Here is a 21,218-nt window from a genome sequence, read left to right on the forward strand (position 1 = left end):
TGCGCGCCCGCGGGGCGTTTGCTCCCCGCCCTGCGGGTAACTCCGGCATTCCGGACGCCGAACCCGTATCGGCACACCGGCGTCGACACTGCTGTGTGGCACCCCGGGAGTCGCCATGTGGAAGCGCAAGGGCAGGAAGAGCCGTCGGACCGCGCAGCCGGTCCCCGTGGAGCTGTGCGACCTGTGCGCCAGGGTCTTCCCCGAGAACGAGTCCGTGAGCGGTTACGTGCCGGACTCCTCCGCGGCGCACGCCGCCGACGCATGCCTCGACGGGCTGCGCCGCATCATCGCGTGCTGCGACGACCACTTCGACGTGATCAAGGACGGCTACGCGCACCGGCCCTTCGTGACGGAGGAGCTGTGGGCGGCGAAGCTCGCCCGGGCCCTCACCACGGGTGCGCCGGCGCTCTCCATGGACCAGCTCGGCTGCCGGACCGGCCTGGAGGAGCCGCAGATACGCGCCGCCATCGCCTGGCACAACGAGCGCATGCGGGAGCAGCAGCGCACGGACCCCTGACGCGGGCGGCTGGCCGGGTCGGGCCGGGGACGGGACGGGCGGGGTCCGCGCATCGGTACGGCTGCGCGCCGGTCCGCCCGGCGCCGGGACGGTCCCCGGTGCCGGGCGGGCCGCGCACCGGGGCGGACGGTCGGGATGGCCCGCCGCCGGTTCCCGAGGACCGCCCACCCGAGCCGGTCCTCGGCCCGGGCGGAGCGGGGGACCGTCCTCCCGAGCCGGTCCCCCGCTCCGTCCGGTCCCTGCGGCGTCCGGCCGGGTGGCGCGCGGCGTCCGTCCGGGGGGCGGCACGTTTGTCCGGCCGCCGCCCGGGTCACTCAGGGGCGCGTCCGCGAGCCATCGGAAGGACCGCCCGAGGAGCTTCCCGTGAACCGGTTCTGGCAGCCGTTCCACCGTGCGTGGGACCGGTTGGCCGCGTCCGCGCTCGTCCGGCGCGGCCGGGACCTGGAGCTGATGCACCGGGCCCTGGGGTTCGCCACCCTCGCCCTGGTCACGCTGGCGCCGCTGCTGATCGTGGTGGCCGCCTTCGACCCCCTGGGGCGCGGCGGGTTCGGGGCCTGGCTGGCCGACGGGATGGGTCTGTCCGGCCGGTCCGCCCGTGTGCTGACCGACATCATCAGTCCGCCCACCGAGGTGGTCGGCACGACGAGTGTGTGGGGCGGTGTCGCGCTCGTCGTGTTCGGCGTGTCCTTCGCGGCGAGCGTGCAGAACGGGTACGAGCGCATCTGGGAACTCCCCTCCGGCCCGTGGCACCGCGTCTGGCGCCAGCTGACCTGGGTGGTCGCGCTCACCGCCTACCTCTACCAGGAGGTGCAGACGCGGACCGCTCTGCACGGGTCGCTGCGGATCGCGCTGTCCACGGTGACGGGCATGCTGTTCTTCTGGTGGGGCCAGCACTTCCTGCTGGGCAGCCAGGTGCGCTGGCGGGACCTGCTGCCCGGGGCGATCGCGACCATGGTGGGCCTGATCGGCCTGCGCGGCTTCTCGTACCTCGTCTTCACGCCGCTCATCCTCGACAACGCGATCAGCTACGGCACGGTCGGGATCGTACTGGTGGTGGAGTCCTGGCTGATCGGGGTCGGCTTCGTCGTCTTCGGCGGCGCGATGGTCGGCCACTGGTTCTGCGAGCACCACTGGTGGACCCGGAACATCGACCGCCTCGACCGGGGGTGACCGGGGACGGCCCCCGCCGGCGGTCCCCGTACCGCCCGCGGGCCGTGGTCGGCGCGGGAACCGTCCCGTGACCAGCGCCATGCCCTCCGGCCGGTCCGCGCGGTCCGCCGCAGCACCGCCCCGGCCCCGCCCCACCACGAGCGCCGGCGCACGTCGTCGGCCAGGACCGCGGCGGCCGTGCCGGTCACCGCTGCGGCCAGGGCCAAGGGGCCACGGCGGCCAGGGTCAGGGGGCTGCGGCGGCGGGAGAGCCGGAACTGCGGGCTGTGCGGGCTCTGCGGGCTGTGCGCATGGGCCTCGTCGTCGAAGGCGCCGTACGCGCCGCAGTCGGCCGGCGCGGTGCCGTCCGGCGGCTGCCAGAGGTCGACCGGCCGCGGCGGGTCGACGGGCCGGTCCGTCTGCTGCGCGTCGTAGCCGGTGCGGGCCGGGGAGCGGCCCAGCAGCCCCGGCGCGGGTTTCCGGCCGGCCAGGGCGCCCCGGTCATCCCCGTGCGGGTGGCGGTGCCGCGCTCGCCCGGGTCACCAGCCGGGTCGGCACGAGCGTCGTACCCCGGTCCGGGCCCTGCTGACGCATCTTGCGCAGCACCGCCTGCACGCAGAGCCGCCCCACCTCGGCGAAGTCCTGGTGCACGGTGGTCAGCGGCGGCAGGAAGGAGCCGGACTCCGGGATGTCGTCGAAGCCGATGACACTGACGTCCTCGGGGACGCGTCGGCCGTGTTCGTGCAGCGCCCGCATCAGGCCGAGGGCCATCTGGTCGTTGGCCGCGAAGACGGCCGTGCACGCGTCGTGGGCGGCGAGTTCCAGGCCGGCCCGGTAGCCGGACTCCGCCGACCAGTCGCCCCGGACCAGGGGTGGCGGGGTACGGCCGGCCTCGGCGAGCGTCTGCCGCCAGGCGTCCGTGCGGCGCTGGGCCGCGAAGGAGCCCTCGGGGCCGCCCAGGTGCCACACCGTGTCGTGCCCGAGGTCCAGCAGGTGGCGCACGGCGGCCCGGGTGCCGCCGGCCTGGTCCGTGTCGACGACCGTGTAGTGCTCTCCGGCGTCGGAGTCGACCACCACGACCTGCACGTGGGGCGGCAGTTCGAGGGTGGCCGCGTCCAGCAGGTGGACCTCCATGATGACGATCACCGCGTCCACGGCCAGCTCCTCCAGCCGGGAGAAGGCGCCGCGCACCTCGTCCTGGGTGGGGACGGCGACCGGCAGCAGCGTCACCGCGTAGCCCTCGCCCGCCGCGGAGGTGGCGATGGCCTCCAGGGTGCGCACGTTGCCCGTGGTGGCCAGCGAGAAGGTGATGACCCCGATGGTGCGGAACTCGCCGCGCTTGAGGGCCCGGGCCGCGCTGTTGGGCCGGTAGCCCAGCTCCTTCATGGCCGTCAGCACCTGCCGCCGGGTGTCCTCGTTCACCCCGGCATAGCCGTTGGAGACGCGGGAGACGGTCTGCGCGGAGACGCCCGCCAGCCGGGCCACGTCCGCCATCGAGGCCGTCCGGCCCGCGCCGCCGCGCCGCCGTTTCGCGCCCGCGGCCGGTACCGGCGGATCCGCCGTGGCCCTCGCTGCCGTGTCCACGCGCCGTCCGCCGCCTCTCCGTCGCCGTAACGGCCCTGCCCCCGGGGACCCTTGACCGTCGTCATCAGGGCAGTGTAGACATGCCGCCACCAGATGTTTACGTAAACATAACACTCCCCGCCACCTCTTCCCGGAGGGTTGGTGTTTGCGTAAACATCGGGGGGTGCGGCCCGCCCAGCAGTACCGGCCGGCGCCCGTGTTCCAGTTCCAGGACGTGGACGAGCGAGGAACCAGATGACGACGCCGCAACCGCCGGCCGCCGCAGAACCGCGGCCGGCCCCGCCTCCGACGAGGCGGGACCGCCGCTCCTGGACGGGGTGGGGCTTCCTCGCTCCCTTCGTGGCCGTGTTCGCCCTGGTCTTCCTCGCGCCGATCGCGTACTCGGTCCGCCTGAGCCTCTTCCGCGAGCAGCTCATCGGCGGGAACACGTTCGTCGGCCTGGACAACTACACGCAGGCGCTGCAGGACGAGCGGTTCTGGGCCGCGATCGGCCGGGTCTCGCTCTTCCTGGCCGTGCAGGTGCCGATCATGCTCGGCATCGCGCTGCTGGTGGCGCTGGCGCTGGACAGCGGGCGCCTCTACGGCCGGGACTTCTTCCGCGTCTCGATCTTCCTGCCGTACGCCGTGCCCGCCGTGGTGGCCACCCTGATGTGGGGCTTCATGTACGGCACCCGCTTCGGTCTGGTCGGCGACATCAACGGCGCGCTCGGCGTCTCACTGCCCGACCCGCTCTCCCCCGACCTGGTGCTCGCCTCCATCGGCAACATCGTGACCTGGGAGTTCGCCGGCTACAACATGCTGATCTTCTACGCGGCGCTGCGCGTGATCCCGCACTCGCTGTACGAGGCGGCCCAGATCGACGGCGCCGGCCAGATCCGTGTGATCACCGCCGTCAAGCTCCCGGCCATCCGCGGGGCTCTGGTGATCGCGACGATCTTCTCGGTCATCGGCAGCTTCCAGCTCTTCAACGAGCCCAGCATCCTGCAGCCGCTGGCCCCCAACGCCCTCACCACCGACTACACGCCGAACTACTACACCTACTCGCTGTCCTTCAACGGGCAGCAGCACAACTACTCCGCGACGGTCGCCATCGTCATGGGGCTGATCACGATGGTCATCGCCTACGTCGTCCAGCTGCGCGGCATGCGCAAGGGAGTGTGAAGCAGCGATGACCGGTCCCGTCGTCACCGCCTCCGACCGTTCCGCGTCCGCGCCGTCCGGTGCCCCGGGGCCGGTCCCCCGGCTGCGCGCCCCCCGGCGCCGGCCCTCCCCCGGCACGCCCGGGCGCAGCGTCCCGCTGACCCTCCTGACCGGTCTGGTGCTCCTCTACAGCCTGGTGCCGCTGGTCTGGCTGGCCGTCAGCGCCACGAAGACGCAGGAGGGACTGTCCCGTTCCTTCGGCCTGTGGTTCGACGGCGACTTCGCGCTGTGGGACAACATCGGCCAGACGTTCACCTACGACGACGGCGTCTTCACCCGCTGGCTGCTGAACACCCTGCTCTACGTGGTGCTCGGCGCGGGCGGTGCCACCTTCCTCGCCGTGCTGGGCGGTTACGCGCTCGCCAAGTTCGACTTCCCCGGGCGGCGTGCCGTCTTCGCCGTCGTCATCGGCGCGGTGGCCGTGCCGGGCACGGCGCTGGCGGTGCCCACCTTCCTGATGTTCAGTGAGATGGGGCTCACCAACACGCCCTGGGCGGTGGTCATCCCGTCCCTGATCTCGCCGTTCGGCCTGTACCTGATGTGGGTCTTCGCGAGCGAGGCCGTCCCGGCCGAGCTGCTGGAGGCGGCCCGCATCGACGGCGCGGGCGAGGCGCGCACGTTCTTCCGGGTCGCCCTGCCGCTGCTGGCGCCCGGCATCGTCACCGTCCTCCTGTTCACCATGGTCGCGACCTGGAACAACTACTTCCTGCCGCTGGTCATGCTCAAGGACCCCGACTGGTATCCGCTGACCCTGGGCCTCAACAGCTGGAACGCCCAGGCCGCGACCGCCGGCGGCGAGGCCGTCTTCCACCTGGTCGTCACCGGTTCCCTCATCACCATCCTGCCGTTGATCGCCGCGTTCCTGCTGCTCCAGAAGTACTGGCAGTCCGGACTCGCCGCCGGAAGCGTCAAGGAGCAGCCCCGCCCGCCCACTCCCCTCCCCCGACCCCTCGAACGGTGCCGGTTCCGGCCACGAAGAAGTGGAAGCACACCCATGTCCAAGCACTCGCGCCGCCTGCTGCGCGGTATAGGCCTCGTCTGCGCCCTCGCCCTGGGGGCGACCGCCTGCGGCGACTCCGACGACGGGGGGTCCAGCCGGAAGGCGGTCTCCGAGGCGGACGTCCGGGCGGCCCTCGACGAGGGCGGCACCATCACCGTCTGGGCGTGGGAGCCCACGCTCGAGCAGGTGGCGAGCGACTTCGAGAAGGAACACCCCGGCGTCAAGGTCGACCTCGTCAACGCGGGCACCAACAGCGACCAGTACACCGCGCTGCAGAACGCCATGTCGGCGAAGAAGGGCGTCCCGGACGTCGCCCAGATCGAGTACTACGCGATGGGCCAGTACGCACTGACCGAGCAGCTCACCGACCTCAGGCCGTTCGGCGCGGAGAAGCTCTCCGCCCAGTACTCCCCCGGCCCGTGGAACGGTGTGCGGGCGGGCGGCGACGGCGTCTACGCCCTGCCGATGGACTCCGGCCCGATGGCCCTGTTCTACAACAAGAAGGTCTTCGACAGGTACGACATCGAGGTGCCCACCACCTGGGCCGAGTACCTGACCGCCGCCCGCGAGCTGCGCAAGGCCGACCCGAAGGCGTACATCACCGCGGACACCGGTGACGCCGGCTTCACCACCAGCATGCTGTGGCAGGCCGGCTCGCGCCCGTACACGGTCGACGGCACCAAGGTGCGCGTCGACTTCTCCGACCAGGGCGCCGCGTCGTTCACCGACACCTGGCAGAAGCTCATCGACGAGAAACTGCTCGCCCCCGTCACCAACTGGACCGACGACTGGTACAGGGGCCTCGGCGACGGCACCATCGCGACCCTCGCCACCGGCGCCTGGATGCCCGCCAACCTCGCCTCGGGGGTGAAGGACGGCGCCGGTGACTGGCGCGTCGCCCCGCTGCCGCAGTGGAAGGCCGGCATGGAGACCAGCGCCGAGAACGGCGGCAGCGCGCTCGCGCTGCCGGAGCTCGGCGAGAACGAGGCACTGGCGTACGCCTTCGTCGAGTACGCCAACGCCGGCCAGGGCGTGCAGACCCGGCTCGACAACGGTGCGTTCCCGGCAACCACCGCGGACCTGCAGTCCACGAAGTTCCAGGACACCGCGTTCCCCTACTTCGGCGGCCAGAAGGCCAACGAGATCTTCGCCGAGTCGGCCGCGAACGTCCCCGGCGACTGGTCGTACCTGCCCTACCAGGTCTACGCGAACTCGGTCTTCAACGACACCGTCGGCAAGGCCTACGTGTCCGGCACCACGCTGACCGAGGGCCTGAAGTCCTGGCAGGAGGCCTCCGTCAAGTACGGCACCGAGCAGGGCTTCACCGTCGACCAGTAACGGCAACGCGATGCCGCGGCCCGTGGGGGCGGCGCGCGGCCCGCGCGCCGCCCCCGGGCCGCACGACCCCACCGGAAGGACCGCCATGATCTCCACGCTCCTGTCCCGCCTCCAGCGCGGGGCGGACGGCGCGCCCGTCCCCCGTCTCGGCTTCGGCGCCGACTACAACCCCGAGCAGTGGCCCCGGGAGGTGTGGGAGGAGGACGTACGGCTGATGCGCGAGGCCGGCGTGAACGTCGTGTCCGTGGGCATCTTCTCCTGGGCCCGCCTCCAGCCGGGTCCCGACGTCTGGGACTTCGCCTGGCTCGACGACGTCATGGACCTGCTGCACGACAACGGCGTCGGCGTCGACCTGGCCACCGCCACCGCGTCCCCGCCACCGTGGCTGACCACGGCGCATCCGGAGATCCTCCCGGTCACCGAGCGGGGCGAGACGCTGTGGCCGGGCGCGCGCCAGCACTGGCGCCCCACCTCGCCGGTCTTCCGCGAGCACGCCCTGCGTCTGGTCGGGAAGCTGGCGAGCCACTACGCCGGTCACCCGGCCCTGGTCGCCTGGCACGTCAACAACGAACTGGGCTGCCACAACGCGTACGACTTCTCGGACGACGCGGCCCGTGCCTTCCGCGACTGGCTGCGCACGCGGTACACGACGCTGGACGCCCTCAACCACGCCTGGGGCACGGCGTTCTGGTCGCAGCGCTACAGCGACTGGGAGCAGATCCTGCCGCCGCGGCTGGCCGCCTCCCACCCGAACCCGACCCAGCAGCTGGACTTCAAGCGCTTCTCGTCGGACGTGCTCAAGGACCACCTGCGCGCGGAGCGCCGGGTGCTGCGGGAGCTGACGCCCGACGTCCCGGTGACCACCAATTTCATGGTGATGCCGGGGATCAAGGGCATGAACTACGCGGACTGGGCGGCCGAGGTGGACTTCGTCGCCAACGACCACTATGTCGTGCCGAACGGCCGGGAACGCGACGAGCTGTCGTTCTCGGCGAACCTGACCAGCGGCATCGCCGGCGGTCGTCCGTGGTTCCTGATGGAGCACTCGACCAGCGCGGTGAACTGGCAGCCGGTCAACCTCGCCAAGCGGCCGGGCGAACTGGCCCGGGACTCCCTGACGCACGTGGCGCACGGCGCGGACGCGGTCTGCTTCTTCCAGTGGCGCCAGTCGGCGGCCGGTGCCGAGAAGTACCACTCGGCGATAGTCCCGCACGCCGGCGCCGACAGCGACCTGTTCCGCGCGGTCACCGCGCTCGGCGACACGCTGAAGACCCTGGCGCCGGTCGCCGGGAGCGAGCGCGAGCCCGCCGAGGTCGGCATCCTCTTCGACTGGGAGTCGTGGTGGGCGAGCGAGCAGGACTCGCACCCCACGTCGCTGCTCGACTACCACCGGGAGGCGCTCGACTGGTACTCCGCGCTGCTCTCGCTCGGCATCCGCGCCGACGTCGTCCCCACCGGCGCGGACCTGAGCCGGCACCGGGTACTGATCGCGCCCGTGCTGCACCTGGTCCCGGCCGGACTCGCCAAGGACCTCACGCGGTACGCCGAGCAGGGCGGACACCTGGTCACGACGTACTTCTCCGGTGTCGTCGACGAGAACGACCACATCTGGCTCGGCGGCTACCCGGGCGCCCTGCGGGACCTGCTCGGCATCCGCGTCGAGGAGTTCGGTCCGCTGCCCGCCGGGCAGACCGTGGAGCTGGACGACGCGAGCACCGGCTCCCTGTGGACCGACCACATCACGGTCACCGCGCCGCAGACCGAGGTCCTGGCCCACTACCGCACCGGCGCGCACGCGGGCCGGCCGGCCGTCACCCGGCGTCCGGCGGGCAGCGGTTCGGCCGCCTACGTCTCCACTCGGCTCGGCGCCGAGGGGCTCGCCTCGCTGCTGCCGCGACTGCTGGAACCGGCGGGCGTGGCGAGCGACCTGCCCGCCGCGGTGCGCGGATCGGTGGAGGCCACGGTGCGCCGCGGCCCCGGCGGCCGTTTCCTGTTCCTGGTCAACCGGACCGACGGGTCCGTGACCGTCCCGGGGCTCGCCGGCGACGTCCTGGTGGGCGGCACCGGCGACGACGGCGCCGTCGTCCTCGGTCCCCGGGGCGTCGCCGTGCTGCGCACACCCGCCGCCTGAGCGCACACCCCGCCCTGTCCGCCGGGCGCGCCGGCCGCCCACGCACACACCGGCTGGAGGACACCGCACGACGTCCGACCCGCGGGAGACCGAGGTCCGCCGCGGGACGGCGGGACAGGAGCGGTACTCGGACGGCGCGCCGTGGCTGGAGGGGCTGGAGGGGCTGGAGGAGGAGCGTCGGCGGGGCGAGGAGCCGGCCGACGCCTCCGCGGGTGCTGCGCGAGATCACCGAAGCGGACCGGGAGTGGTCCTGCCGTCCGCCCCGCACCCTGCCCCGCCCGGCGGGTGATCCCGGGACGGCCGCCCGGGCGCTGCTCCCGGGGCGGGCGACAACGTCCGCCGCCCGCCCCGCACATGGGCCCGGTGACGGGGCAGTACGATGATCGGACACTGCGGCGGAGCGTCACCTCCCGGACCACGGAGCCTGCCATGACGACGGACCATTCCCAGCCTCCCCACATCGACACCAGCCGGGCCCACCCGGCGCGTGTCTACGACTGGCTGCTGGGCGGCAAGGACAACTACCCCGTCGACGAGGCGGTGGGGGAGAAACTGCCGCCCGAGGCGCGGGACGCGGCGCGGCAGAACCGCGCCTTCATGAACCGCGCGGCGGCGTCCCTCGCCGCGCGGGGCATCGACCAGTTCCTGGACATCGGCACGGGCATCCCGACCGAGCCCAACCTCCACCAGATCGTCCAGCGGACGGTGCCGAACGCCAGGGTCGTGTACGCCGACAACGACCCCATCGTCCTGCGGCACGCACAGGCCCTGCTGGTCAGCAGTGCGGAGGGGGTCACGGACTACATCCAGGCCGATGTGCGCGAGCCGGAGGAGATCGTGCGGCACGCCCGCGAGATCCTGGACTTCGACCGGCCCGTCGCGCTGTCGCTGATCGCCCTCATGCACTTCGTGCCGGACGACCAGGACGCGCACGGCATCGTCCGCGGCCTGGTCGAGACGCTCCCGTCGGGCAGCCACCTGGTCCTGTCGCACGCGGCGATCGACATCTTCCCCGAGCTGGCGGAGCAGGTGATCGCCCAGTACGCCAAGGGCGGCATCCGCCTGGGCTTCCGCACCCGGGCGGAGGTGGCCCGCTTCTTCGACGGCCTGGAGCTGCTGCCGCCCGGGCTGGTCACCGCCACCGAGTGGTACGACGCGGACCAGGAGCCGCCCGCGCCGGAGCAGTGCGGCATCTACGCGGCCGTGGCACGCATCCCCTGAGGGCCCGCGCCCCCCGGCGCAGGGGCGGGCGGCCTCAGCGGCGGCGCCCGCGTGCCGCCCAGCCGCTGCCGATCCCGGCGACGTGCAGGGCCAGCAGGGCGAGGCCGACGAGCATCACGTTGGTGGAGGTGAAGACGTCGTTGGTCGACACCTCCGCCGCGTTGATCAGCCAGGCGATGAGGAACAGGACCGCCGCGATGATGGCGAGCACGGTGTACATCCCTTCGAATCGGGGGCACCGGGGCGGTGCCGTGCCACGCGTATGCCCCGGACGGGACGTGTGACACAGCCGCCGACGCCCCGCGCTTCGTACAGTGGAGGGAAGGGACCCGCGGCGCCCGTCGCCCGGTCCGCACCGCACCTCGCTCCGGAGACCCCATGCACGACCCGTCCACCGCACCGGACGACGGCTCCGGCACCCTGTTCGGCCTGGACGCACTCGCTCCCGGCCCGCCCGCGCCCGCGCCCGCCGGACCGCTCTTCCGGGACTCGGCCGCCGCGCGCCGTCTGCTGCCGGTCCGGGAGATCCACGCCGAGCCGGCGGCGGCCGCCTCGCCGCGCGGCCGGCAGGTCCTCGCCCGGTTCCCCGAGGCACGGGTGATCGAGGTGGACTCCCACTGGCGCATCCCCGGCCTGCACGGCAACGAGGGCAACGTGGAGCGGTGGGTGCGGGTCAAGGGCGAGACGCTCGTCCTCGGCGAGAGGAAGACGCTGACCACACGCCCCAACGGCCGGTCCGCCGACTGGATCGCCCCCGGCGCCACCAACGGCTGCGCGATGGCCTGCGCCTACTGCTACGTACCACGCCGCAAGGGGTACGCCAACCCCGTCACCGTCTTCACCAACACCGACCGGATCATCGCCCACCTGGGCCGGCACATCGCCCGGCAGGGACCCAAGCCCGAGCCGAACCAGTGCGACCCCGAGGCGTGGGTCTACGACGTCGGCGAGAACGGCGACTGTTCCGTGGACGCCCTGATCTGCGACAACACCGCGGACCTGGTCCATGCGTTCCGCCAGTGGCCGACGGCCAAGGCGTCCTTCGCCACCAAGTTCGTCAACCCCGACCTGCTGGCCCTCGACCCGCGCGGCCGGACCCGCATCCGCTTCTCCCTGATGCCGCCCGACGACTCCCGGCTGCTGGACGTGCGCACCTCGCCGGTCGCCGAGCGCATCGCCGCGGCCGGCGACTTCCTGGACGCCGGGTACGAGGTGCACTTCAACCTCTCCCCGGTGGTGGTGCGGCCGGGCTGGGAGGAGGCGTGGACGGAGTTGCTGCGGCACCTCGACGACGTCCTGCCGGACCGGGTCAAGCGGCAGGCCGCCGCCGAGGTGATCATGCTGACGCACAACCGGGAACTGCACGAGGTCAACCTCGGCTGGCACCCCCGCGCCGAGGAGGTGCTGTGGCGGCCGGACCTGCAGCAGGCCAAACGTTCGGAGAACGGCGCGCTGAACGTGCGTTACCGCAACGGCGTCAAGGCCGACGCGGTCGCCCGGCTCCGTGCCGTGGTCACCGCCCACGCGCCCTGGCTGCGCATCCGGTACGCCTTCTGAGGCGCCCTGCGACGTCCGCCCCCGCCGGCCCCACCCTCCTGGGAATCGACGGGATTCGCCTCCTCCGCCCGTGGCCCCCAACCCGAGCGGGATCAGGTAAATCACCGCTGCGGAAGGAGAGTTGGGAAGGACGCCCGGCCGGGAGGGAGGGCGGCGCCAGGCCGCCGCCGGCGCCGTGCTGACCCCGCCTCTACCAGCACTTTTTAGGTTAGGCTAACCTTCACCATGTGAGATCAGGTGAAGACGCAGCCGGCAGCCCGCGCCTGCGCGGACATGAGCTGTCGGCCACGGGAGTGACCGTCGCGTACGACGGGGCCGACGTCGTGCACGACGCGGCGGTCGGGCTCCGGCCCGGTGAGGTGACCGTCCTGGTCGGGCCGAACGGCAGCGGCAAGTCGACGCTGCTGCGGACCGTCGCCCGACTGCAGCGGGCCCGCAGTGCCACGCTCAGGATCGACGGCGACATCGACGGGATGGCGCTGACGTCCCGTGAGTTCTCGCGGTACGTCGCCCTGCTGACCCAGGGGCGTCCGACGCCGGGCGGCCTGACCGTGCGCGACGTCGTCGAGTTCGGCCGCTATCCGTACCGGGGCCGCTGGGGGCGGCCGGATCCGGACGGACCGGCCGCCGTCGACCGGGCACTGGCCCTCACCGGCGTCGACGGCCTCGCCGACCGCGGCGCCGACCACCTGTCCGGCGGGCAGTTGCAGCGGGTCTGGCTCGCGAGCTGCCTCGCCCAGGAGACCGGCGTCCTGCTCCTGGACGAACCCACGACCTACCTGGACCTGCGCTACCAGGTCGAACTCCTCGACCTCATCCGCGAGCTGGCGGACGACCACGGCATCGCCGTCGGCGTCGTCCTGCACGACCTCGACCAGGCGGCGGCCGTCGCCGACCGGATCACGCTGCTCGCGGCGGGCCGGATCGTCGCCGACGGCCCGCCGGAGGACGTGCTGACGCCGGAACGGCTGACCGCCGTCTACGGCATCCGCATCGACGTCGACACCGACCCCCTCACCGGCCGGCTGCGCACTCGCCCGATCGGCCGCCACCACATACGAACCGAAAGGCTCGGCACCACCTCATGAGACGCCTCCTGCTCACCGCGGCCGCCACCACCGCCGCGGCGCTCACCCTCGCCGCCTGCGGCACCACCGAACCCGCCGCCGACAAGACGGAGAAGAAGGCCTCCGAGGCGATCACGCTCAAGGACGGCAAGGGCACCGAGGTGAAGCTCGACGGGCCGGCCACCAAGGTCGTCGCCACCGAGTGGAACGTCGTCGAGAGCCTCGTGTCGCTGGGCGTCGACCCGGTCGGCGTCGCGGACGTCAAGGGCTACCGGACCTGGGACAGCGCCGTTCCGCTCAAGAACGAGCCCAAGGACATCGGCACGCGCGGCGAGCCGAGCATGGACACCGTCGCCTCCCTCGCGCCCGACCTCATCGTCGCCACCACGGACCTGCCCGCCGCCGCGGTCAAGCAGCTGCGCGAGGTGGCCCCGGTGATGGAGGTCACCTCCGCCGACGGCACCGGCCAGATCGAGCAGATGCTCGAGAACGTCGACCTGATCGCCAAGGCCACCGGCACCACGGACCAGGCCGAGGCGGTCCGCGAGAACTTCGAGAAGAAGATCGCCGAGGGCAAGAAGTCCCTGGCCGACGCCGGCTTCGACGGCCGGCGGATCGCCTTCGCCGACGGCTACGTCGCCTCCAACCAGGTCTCCATCCGCCCCTACACCGCGACCTCCCTCATCGGTGAGGTCAACGAGGCGCTGGGCCTGGAGAACGCCTGGAAGGTGAAGGGCGACCCGGCCTACGGTCTCGGCACGACCGACGTGGAGGGTCTGACGGACCTGCCCGAGGACGTGCACTTCGCCTACATCGGCAACGACGAGGACCCGAGCGCCACCCCGTTCACCGGCCCCCTCGCCAAGAACTCGGTGTGGAAGTCCCTGCCGTTCGTCGAGTCCGGCGACGTGCACCGGCTGGACGACGGCATCTGGATGTTCGGTGGCCCCGGGTCGATGGAGGCGTACGTCGCCGCCCTCGTCGGCGCGCTGACGAAGTAGCGAGTCCATGGCCGTCACCGCCACCGAACCCGCTGCCCGTCCCTCGACGACGGCTCCCGTGTCCCGGTCGGGCGCGGCAGCGGTGACGGCCGGGCTCGTCCTGCTGGTCGCCGCCCTGGCCGTCGTCGACATCGCCCAGGGAACCGCCGCGGTCGGCCCGTCCGAGGTCGTCAAGGCCCTGACCGGGCAGGCCGACCCCGGCGACGCGTCCGTCGTCATCGCCTCGCGTCTGCCGCGGATGACCGCCGGCCTGCTGGTCGGCGCCGCCCTCGGCATGGCCGGCGCGGTGCTCCAGGCGGTCAGCCGCAATGTGCTGGCCTCCCCCGACACCCTGGCCGTGAACGCCGGTTCCTACCTGGCGCTCGGGCTGGCCGGCGTCACCGGCGTCTCGCTCCCGATGATCGCCTCCTCCGGTGTCGCCTTCCTCGGCGGCCTGGCGGCGGCGGCCGTCGTGCTCGGCCTGTCCGGTCTCGGCACGGGCACCGTACGGCTGGTCCTCGCCGGCACCGCGCTGATGCTGGGCCTGAACTCCATGACGGAGGGACTGCTCCTGCTCTTCCCCGAGCAGACCGAGGGCCTCTACCAGTGGAACCAGGGCAGCATCGCCCAGAACGGCTTCGACGGAGTCCTGCAGACGCTGCCCCTCGTCCTCGTCGGCCTGGCGGGCCTGCTGCTGACCGCCCGTCGGGTGGACGCCCTGGCGCTCGGCGACGACGCGGCGCGCGGGCTGGGCGTCCCGGTGCGGGCCACCCGGGTCACGGTCGTGGTCCTGGCGGCGCTGCTGTCCGCCGCCGCGGTCACGCTGGCCGGTCCCATCGGTTTCGTCGGCCTGTGCGCCCCCGCTCTGGTACGCCCGCTCTCCCGCCGCTTCCGCGGCTTCGCCCGCTCCCGTGCGTCGATGCCGGCGGCGGCACTGACCGGCATGGCCCTGGTGCTCGGCTCGGACGTGCTGCTGCGGGCGCTGATCACGGACGACCTGGCGGTGGCCGTGCCCACGGGCGTGGTCACCAGCCTGGTCGGTGCCGTCTTCCTGGTCGCCATGGCGCTGCGGCTGCGCGACACGGCCGGGTCCGGCGCCCCGGACCGGCTGCGCGTCCCGAGCCGGACGGTGTTCCTGGCCACGGTGGCCGTCCTGGCCGCCGTCCTGGCCGGCCTCGTGGTCGCCGCGGTGCTGGTCGGCGACAGCAAGCTGCTGCTCGGCGACGTGGTCAACTGGGCGCAGGGCAGGGCCGGGCGGACCGTCTCCTTCGTCCTGGACACCCGCGTGCCCCGGGTGCTCGCCGCGCTCTGCGCGGGGGCGGCGCTCGCCCTGGCCGGCACGCTGGTGCAGGCGGTCACCCGCAACCCGCTCGCGGAACCGAGCGTCCTCGGCGTCACCGGCGGCGGCGCGCTGGGTGCCGTGGTCCTGGTGACCACGGCACCGGTCGCCGGGACCTGGGGGATCGCCGGTGCCGCCTTCGCGGGGTCCGGCCTCACCGCGGTCCTGGTCTTCGGGCTGGCCGCCCGTGGCGGCTTCCAGCAGAACCGGCTGGTCCTCGTCGGCATCGGCGTCGCCGCCGCGACGACGGCGCTGATCAGTCTGCTGATCGTGCTCACCGACCCGTTCAACGCGACCAAGGCGCTGACCTGGCTGTCGGGTTCCACCTACGGGCGGACCATGCCGGACGTCGTGCCGGTGGCGCTGGCGCTGGCCGTCGGCGTCGTGGTGGCCGTCGCCCGGCGCACCGAGCTGGACCTGGTCTCGCTGGACGAGGACACGCCGCGGCTGCTGGGTCTGCGCCTGGCTCCGGGGCGCCTCGGCTTCCTGGTGCTCAGTGTCGTGCTCAGCTCGACGGCCGTGGCCTGCGCGGGCACCATCGCGTTCGTCGGGCTCGTGGCCCCGCACGCGGCCCGCGCCCTCGTGGGCAGGCGGCACGTCCGGGTCGTGCCGGTCGCACTGCTGCTCGGCGCCACGCTCGTCTGCGCGGCCGACCTGATCGGCCGCACGGTGATCGCCCCGGCCCAGCTCGGCGCCGGACTGATGACGGCCGTCATCGGTACGCCGTACTTCCTGTACCTCCTGGTACGCAGCCGCCGGTAACGACCGCCCGGCCGGGGGACGGCCCGGACGCCGGGTGTCCGCGCCCCGCCGTCCCCCACCCGGCCCGCTGTCGGACGATCCGTCAAGTCACTGAACCGTCATGGCTGAAGCCGGCCGGCCCGGTCCGCGCGGCCACGGGCGCGAAGGCCACCTACGAGCCGGTCGTGCCGCCGGGGGCCGGCAGCGGCCTGCTCAACCACGTCGCCCCGCTGCTCACCGATCAGGGCAGGGCCGTCTCCCGGCTCGCCGACCGGCTCTCCGGAGAGCCGGCGTGCTCCACCTGCCGGCCCACACACCGACATCACCGATTCTCCTTCGTGTGCATGTCGCGGCAATCCGGGGTAGTCGGAACGTCCCGGTGCCAACACGTCGGGAAAACAAGGGACTTGATGGTTATGAACCGACATGGGAAGGGACTGTCAGTGCGCACCCTCAAAGTGGCAAGCGCCGTGGCGACCGCCGGCGTCTCCGTCGCCCTGCTGACCGGCTGCGGCGGCGACTCCGGCGGCGAGAGCAAGCCGTTCGACGGGCAGAGCGCCGACGACATCGCCGCGAAGGCCGTGGAGGCGACCCAGCAGGCGAAGTCCGTGCACGTGAAGGGCGACACCAGCCTGGAGGACGGCAACACCGTCACCATCGACGTCTCGGTCGACCAGGAGAAGAACTGCCAGGGCACCATCGGCGCCGCCGACTCCCGCGCGGACGTGCGGCACACCGACGCCACCTTCTTCCTGCGCGGTGACGAACAGTACTGGCAGAACGCTCTGAAGCAGCAGCCCGACGCGGCGCAGAAGATGGCACCGAAGCTGCAGGACAAGTGGGTGAAGATGCCGGCCAACGACGCCGCGACCGCGGGTGTCTGCGACAAGCAGGGCTTCATCGCCGCGATGGACGAGGACAAGTCCGAGCGCCAGGGCATGAAGCGCGGCGGCACGACCGAGGTGAACGGCGAGGAGGCGCTGGAGCTGACGAAGGAGAAGTCCTCCGGCGAGACCCTCGTCCTGTACGTCGCCACGGAGGGCGAGCCGTACATCCTCAAGAGCACGACCGAGGGCGGCAAGAACTCGGGCAGCGTCACCTTCAGCGACTACAACGAGCCGGTGAGCCCCGAGCAGCCGCCGGCCGACCAGACCGTCGACCTGAAGGAACTGGCCGGCGGGCAGCAGGCCTGACCCCGCTAGGGGGCGCTCCGCGCGGCCCCGCCCGCCCGGTCCGAGGCGGGCCACACGTACGGCAGGTCGTCCGGGACGCCGGGGAACAGCTCGGCGTAGACCTCGGGCTCCTTGCGCACCAGCGCCGACCGGTGGCTGCGGTGGAAGGCCTCGTCCCCGAGCCAGGGCGGCAACTCCCCGGCGCGCGCCAGTGCCGGCTGGTCCCGCACCGGCTCGCCCGGACGGCACACGGCGAGTCCGGCGACGAGTGAGGCCGCGCAGCTGTCCTGGTGGCCCCGCTCGCGCCAGACGCGGCAGACCTCCAGGCCGTACCGCACCAGTGCCTCCTCGTAACCCGTCCACATCCGCACCGCCGGGTGGTGGCGCCAGCCGTAGCCGGGCACGGTCAGGCCGCGCAGCACCTGGAGCGCCTCGACCCGCTGCTTGCCCAGCCGGCGGCGGTCCAGGGCCAGCGCCGACTCGGAGAAGTCCGGGTGGGGGAGGAAGGTCTGCATGCCGCTCCTGTCCGGTCAGCCGGGGAACCGGCCCTGGTCGCGCAGTTGTCTGCGGCGTTCGGCGTAGGCGAGGTCATCGCGCCACAGACGTCCGGCGGCGGCGCGCATCAGCGGGCGCAGGGCGGGTGCCAGGCGGCGGGCCACCGGGAAACCGGGCCGGTCCGAGGTGGCCAGCACCGCCTCGACGACCGCGGTGCGCGGCCGGCCGAGTTCGTCGGGGCCGAGCGGCGTGGCGTGGCTCTCCACGACGGACCCGGTGCCCTCGCCGTCGGTGATGCGCATGACGACGGTGCGGGGCTCCGGTGCGGTGAACTCGGCCCGTACGGGCACGACGAGGCGTCCGGCGAGCCGGAAGGACACGTCCACGGCGAAGCGGTCGTCGTCCTCGGCGGCCCCCGATCCGTCGTCGGGGGCGCCGACGACGGTGAGGTCCACGAAGGAGTACGGGTGGAACCAGGCGCCGTGCCACGGGTCCAGCCGGTTGGCGACCACGTCCTCGGGTTCGCAGACCCCGACCCCGCGCCAGACGGACGTCAGGGCCGTCGCTCGCGGCGGCCTCTCCGGCACGACCGGTGCCGGGGTCGGGGCCTCCTCCCCCACGGCGTCCAGCCGTACCCACACCAGGACACCGTCGTCGTGCACCGGCAGGGGCTCCCAGCCGGCGAACGCCGTGCCCTCAAGGGCGAGTCCGTGCCAGTGGCACACCAGCGTGCCGCACCGCACCGGGCTGTCGGCCAGCGGTGCCCCGAGGTGGGGGCACGCGCCGGGACCGCCCACCAGGCGTCCCGTCGCGTCCCGCCAGACGACGACCTCGACGCCCGCGACCGTGCCGGACAGCGGGCGGGTGGGCCGTACGCCGGTGCTCGCGCCGAGGACGAACCAGTTGCCCGAGGGACGGTCCAGGGCCCGCTTGAGCGCCCCGGCGATGAGGGCGGGGCGCGCCTCGCGCCAGGTCGGTCGCTGGTTCTGCCAGGGCACGGGCCGACGGCGCAGCCGCAGGGGCCAGCGGCCCCGGCGGGGGCTGGGGGGTGGCTTCATCCGGCCTCCTTCGCGGAGTAGGCGTCGTTCCTGCACGGCACCGCCGGCCTCCCGCGAGCGGCGCCACCGCGTGCGCCCAGCCGGGCGGCCAGCACCCGGACCAGCCCGTCGGCGGCGACGACGGCGCGCCGGCGGCGGGGCACCACCGCGCGCCGGTGCAGTACCGCGTACCCGCTCTCCGCGATGGAGTCGAGGATGTTGCGGTAGAGCACGTACGCCGTGCGGATGCAGGGGCGCGCGACGGGGTCCAGCATGCCCAGTCCGGGGGCGGCCTCCCGGTAGACGGAGCGGGTGAGGTCCTCGGCGGCCCGCAGCGCGGCGGTGACGCGGGGGTCGTGGCGGCCGGTGCGCCGGCTCCACAGCAGCAGGTCCCGCCGGACGCCGTGTGCGGCCAGCAGGTCCGCCGGAAGGTAGACGCGGCCCCGGTCGAGGTCCTCGCCGACGTCCCGCAGGAAGTTGGTCAGCTGGAAGGCGAGGCCCAGAGCGGCGGCGTGCGGGGCGGCCCGGTCCCGGGGGGTCACGGTGCCGAGCACGGGCAGCATCTGCAGGCCGATGACGGCGGCCGAGCCGTGCATGTAGGCGCGCAGGTCGTCGTAGGTGGCGTAGTCGGTCACCGTGAGGTCGCTGCGCATCGAGGCCATGAAGTCGGTGAAGTGCGCCGGGTCGATGCGGTACCGGGCGGCGGTGTCGGCCAGGGCGGCCACCACGGGTTCGCCGGCCGGCCGGGCACCGGTCAGCGCCTGCCGGAGCTGGTCCTCGAGCCGGGTGAGGGTGGCCGCGCGCTCGGTGGTCGTCGCCTCGGCGCCCATGTCGTCGACGATGTCGTCCGCCCACCGCGCGAATCCGTACAGGGCGTGCACGGCCGGTCTGCGGTCGGCGGGCAGGAGGCGGGTCGCCAGGAAGTAGGTGCGGCCGTGCCGGGCGTTGAGGGCCCGGCAGCGGGCGTAGGCGTCGCGCAGGGCCGGGTCGGTGATGCCCGCCGCGTCCAGTTCGCGCCGGGTCATCGGTGCCCGCCCTTCGCCGCCGTACGGCGTGCCGGTGCTCCGGTGATGCGGGCGGCGGCCAGTTTCCCGGAGATCAGCACGGTCGGCACGCCGACCCCCGGGGTGGTCCCGCAGCCCGCGAGGACCGCGTTGCCCGTGCCGCGCACCAGGTTGCGGGGGCGGAAGGGGCCCGTCTGCGCGAGGGTGTGGGCCACCGAGAAGGGGGTGCCGGCGGCGTGCCCCTGGGCGGTCCAGTCGGCCGGTGTCACCAGGCACTCCTCCTCGATGGCGGCCGCGATGCCGGTCAGTCCCCGGTGTTCCAGGGTGGTGAGCAGACGGTCGCGGTAGCGGGGCGCGAGGTCGTCCCAGGCCCGGGCGTCCGGTCCGATGTCGGTGTTGGGGCAGGGCGCGAGGACGTAGTGGAGGTGGCGGCCCCCGGGAGCCAGCGAGGGGTCGTGGGCGGTGGGCCGGGTGATCAGCAGGGAGGGGTCGGTCATCAGGGAGCCGGTCCTGGTGAGTTCGTCGAAGGTCCGCCGCCACGCGGTGCCGAAGGAGAGCGTGTGGTGGGCGAGGTGCGGCCACGTACGGCTGGTTCCGGCGTGCAGGACGACGGCGGAGGGAGCGTGCCGCAGACCGACCGGCCGGCGCGGGCGGCGGCCCAGCAGCCGGTGGACGACGGGCAGGTCGGGGGTGAGGACGACGGCGTCGCACGGGATGCGTTCGTGGGCGGTGACCACCGCGGTGACGCGGTCGCCGGACCGTTCCAGACGGGTGACGTCCTGTCCGAGGCGGAGGTCGGCTCCGGCGTCGGCGGCGGACTCCGCCATGGCGCGGGGCAGGGCGTGCATGCCGCCGCGCGGGAAGTACACGCCGGCCACGGTGTCCATGTAGGCGATGACGGCGTAGGCGGCGAGCGCCCGGGCCGGTGCGACACCGGCGTACAGGGCCTGGAAGGAGAAGACCCGTTTCAGCCGCTCGTCGGTCAGGAACCGTCCGATGCGCGCGTCCAGCCGGCCGAAGCCGCCGAGGGCGGCGAGCCGGGCCAGGTCGGGGGTGAGCAGGCTGAACGGCGAGTCGAAGTTGGCGTCGATGAACCGGCGCATCTGCACCGTGTAGAGCTGGTGCAGCCAGGCGCGCAGCCGTCGGTACCCGGCGGCCTCCCGTGCCCCGGCGAACCGTTCGACCTCCGCCTCCATGGCGGCCGCCCCGGTGTGCACGTCGAGCGTTCCGCCGTCGGCGAAGCACGCCCGGTAGGCGGGGTGCAGGGGCAGCAGTTCCACACGGTCGGCCAGCCGGTCGCCGACGGCCGCGAAGGCCTCGTCGGCCAGGTCGGGCATCGTCAGCACGGTCGGGCCCGTGTCGATCCGGTAGCCGCCGAGTTCGCGTCGTCCGGCACGGCCGCCGGGCAGCGGGTCACGCTCCACGACCGTCACCCGCCGTCCGGAGCCCAGCAGGTGCAGGGCGGCGGACAGCCCCGCCAGCCCCGCCCCGACGACCACCACGTGGTCGGTGCGTCCGGTCACCGTCCTCATCGCGGGCCCACACCCGCGGCCGGCCGGTCGCGCGGCTGCCGTACGCCGTCGTCTGCCGTGCTGGGGCACATCCCGGATCCTCTCGTCGTCGGCCGCGGCGGTGAGCCGTGCCGGCACCTCGGCTGCTGCGGATACTTCGGTCGGGCGGCGCGCCG

17 protein-coding genes and 1 pseudogene are annotated in these 21,218 nt (G+C 73.4%); 12 read left to right on the forward strand and 6 right to left on the reverse strand.

The window, feature by feature from the left end; genetic code table 11:
* The first annotated feature begins 115 nt into the window (after positions 1 to 115).
* Together ACVV2G_RS17805 and ACVV2G_RS17810 are read left to right on the forward strand one after the other, a co-directional pair.
* A complete protein-coding gene (locus ACVV2G_RS17805; protein WP_453843681.1) occupies positions 116 to 517 on the forward strand; it encodes a hypothetical protein in 402 nt (133 codons plus the stop codon).
* 363 nt (positions 518 to 880) lie between these two features.
* Positions 881 to 1,687 (forward strand): ribonuclease BN, encoded by an 807-nt coding sequence (locus tag ACVV2G_RS17810; protein ID WP_453843682.1) that lies wholly within the window; start codon positions 881 to 883, stop codon positions 1,685 to 1,687.
* Positions 1,688 to 2,166: 479 nt separating this feature from the next.
* Here the strand turns inward: ACVV2G_RS17810 and ACVV2G_RS17815 are convergent, their stop codons facing one another.
* Complete coding sequence (locus ACVV2G_RS17815; RefSeq protein WP_453843726.1) at positions 2,167 to 3,159, reverse strand: LacI family DNA-binding transcriptional regulator; 993 nt, start codon at positions 3,157 to 3,159, stop codon at positions 2,167 to 2,169.
* 324 nt (positions 3,160 to 3,483) lie between these two features.
* Here ACVV2G_RS17815 and ACVV2G_RS17820 point away from each other — a divergent pair, with 324 nt between their 5' ends.
* The 5 genes and pseudogenes from ACVV2G_RS17820 (at position 3,484) to ACVV2G_RS17840 (ending at position 10,139) form a co-directional block, all read left to right on the forward strand.
* Positions 3,484 to 4,410, forward strand: a complete 927-nt coding sequence (locus tag ACVV2G_RS17820; protein WP_453843683.1) for a carbohydrate ABC transporter permease — start codon at positions 3,484 to 3,486, stop codon at positions 4,408 to 4,410.
* Between the two features lie 7 nt (positions 4,411 to 4,417).
* Positions 4,418 to 5,365, forward strand: a pseudogene (locus ACVV2G_RS17825) (carbohydrate ABC transporter permease); the annotation flags it as partial.
* Between the two features lie 78 nt (positions 5,366 to 5,443).
* The gene (locus ACVV2G_RS17830) at positions 5,444 to 6,787 is read left to right on the forward strand and encodes an ABC transporter substrate-binding protein (protein ID WP_453843727.1); all 1,344 of its coding nucleotides are present in this window, start codon (positions 5,444 to 5,446) and stop codon (positions 6,785 to 6,787) included.
* Positions 6,788 to 6,872: 85 nt separating this feature from the next.
* Positions 6,873 to 8,918, forward strand: a complete 2,046-nt coding sequence (locus ACVV2G_RS17835; RefSeq protein ID WP_453843684.1) for a beta-galactosidase — start codon at positions 6,873 to 6,875, stop codon at positions 8,916 to 8,918.
* Between the two features lie 429 nt (positions 8,919 to 9,347).
* Positions 9,348 to 10,139 (forward strand): SAM-dependent methyltransferase, encoded by a 792-nt coding sequence (locus tag ACVV2G_RS17840; RefSeq protein WP_453843685.1) that lies wholly within the window; start codon positions 9,348 to 9,350, stop codon positions 10,137 to 10,139.
* Between the two features lie 34 nt (positions 10,140 to 10,173).
* On the opposite strand, the gene ACVV2G_RS17845 is transcribed toward ACVV2G_RS17840, so the two are convergent.
* On the reverse strand, positions 10,174 to 10,359 hold the full coding sequence (locus ACVV2G_RS17845) for a hypothetical protein (RefSeq protein WP_053126814.1): 186 nt from the start codon (positions 10,357 to 10,359) through the stop codon (positions 10,174 to 10,176).
* 158 nt (positions 10,360 to 10,517) lie between these two features.
* On the opposite strand from ACVV2G_RS17845, the gene ACVV2G_RS17850 reads away from it, so the two are divergent.
* The 5 genes from ACVV2G_RS17850 (at position 10,518) to ACVV2G_RS17870 (ending at position 17,016) form a co-directional block, all read left to right on the forward strand.
* Positions 10,518 to 11,696 (forward strand): spore photoproduct lyase family protein, encoded by a 1,179-nt coding sequence (locus ACVV2G_RS17850; protein WP_453843686.1) that lies wholly within the window; start codon positions 10,518 to 10,520, stop codon positions 11,694 to 11,696.
* A gap of 227 nt (positions 11,697 to 11,923) precedes the next feature.
* Complete coding sequence (locus ACVV2G_RS17855) at positions 11,924 to 12,784, forward strand: ABC transporter ATP-binding protein (RefSeq protein WP_453843687.1); 861 nt, start codon at positions 11,924 to 11,926, stop codon at positions 12,782 to 12,784.
* Positions 12,781 to 13,764 (forward strand): ABC transporter substrate-binding protein, encoded by a 984-nt coding sequence (locus tag ACVV2G_RS17860; RefSeq protein ID WP_453843688.1) that lies wholly within the window; start codon positions 12,781 to 12,783, stop codon positions 13,762 to 13,764. The genes ACVV2G_RS17855 and ACVV2G_RS17860 overlap by 4 nt, the downstream gene beginning before the upstream one ends.
* 7 nt (positions 13,765 to 13,771) lie before the next feature.
* Positions 13,772 to 15,844, forward strand: a complete 2,073-nt coding sequence (locus ACVV2G_RS17865; protein ID WP_453843689.1) for an iron ABC transporter permease — start codon at positions 13,772 to 13,774, stop codon at positions 15,842 to 15,844.
* 422 nt (positions 15,845 to 16,266) lie between these two features.
* Positions 16,267 to 17,016 carry a hypothetical protein gene (locus tag ACVV2G_RS17870; protein WP_453843690.1) on the forward strand — a complete coding sequence of 250 codons (750 nt, stop codon included), beginning with the start codon at positions 16,267 to 16,269 and terminating at the stop codon, positions 17,014 to 17,016.
* 5 nt (positions 17,017 to 17,021) lie between these two features.
* Here ACVV2G_RS17870 and ACVV2G_RS17875 read toward each other — a convergent pair whose 3' ends face one another.
* The 4 genes from ACVV2G_RS17875 to crtI are packed head-to-tail and all read right to left on the reverse strand — an operon-like array spanning position 17,022 to position 21,063.
* Positions 17,022 to 17,510 (reverse strand): MSMEG_6728 family protein, encoded by a 489-nt coding sequence (locus ACVV2G_RS17875; RefSeq protein ID WP_453843691.1) that lies wholly within the window; start codon positions 17,508 to 17,510, stop codon positions 17,022 to 17,024.
* 15 nt (positions 17,511 to 17,525) lie between these two features.
* Positions 17,526 to 18,548, reverse strand: coding sequence for a Rieske (2Fe-2S) protein (locus ACVV2G_RS17880; protein WP_453843692.1), 1,023 nt, complete (start codon positions 18,546 to 18,548; stop codon positions 17,526 to 17,528).
* A complete protein-coding gene (locus ACVV2G_RS17885; protein ID WP_453843693.1) occupies positions 18,545 to 19,552 on the reverse strand; it encodes a phytoene/squalene synthase family protein in 1,008 nt (335 codons plus the stop codon). Before ACVV2G_RS17885 ends, ACVV2G_RS17880 begins: the two co-directional genes overlap by 4 nt.
* Positions 19,549 to 21,063, reverse strand: a complete 1,515-nt coding sequence (crtI, locus tag ACVV2G_RS17890) for a phytoene desaturase family protein (RefSeq protein WP_453843694.1) — start codon at positions 21,061 to 21,063, stop codon at positions 19,549 to 19,551. Before crtI ends, ACVV2G_RS17885 begins: the two co-directional genes overlap by 4 nt.
* Positions 21,064 to 21,218 lie beyond the last annotated feature (155 nt).

Source organism: Streptomyces sp. JK94, assembly GCF_053613315.1.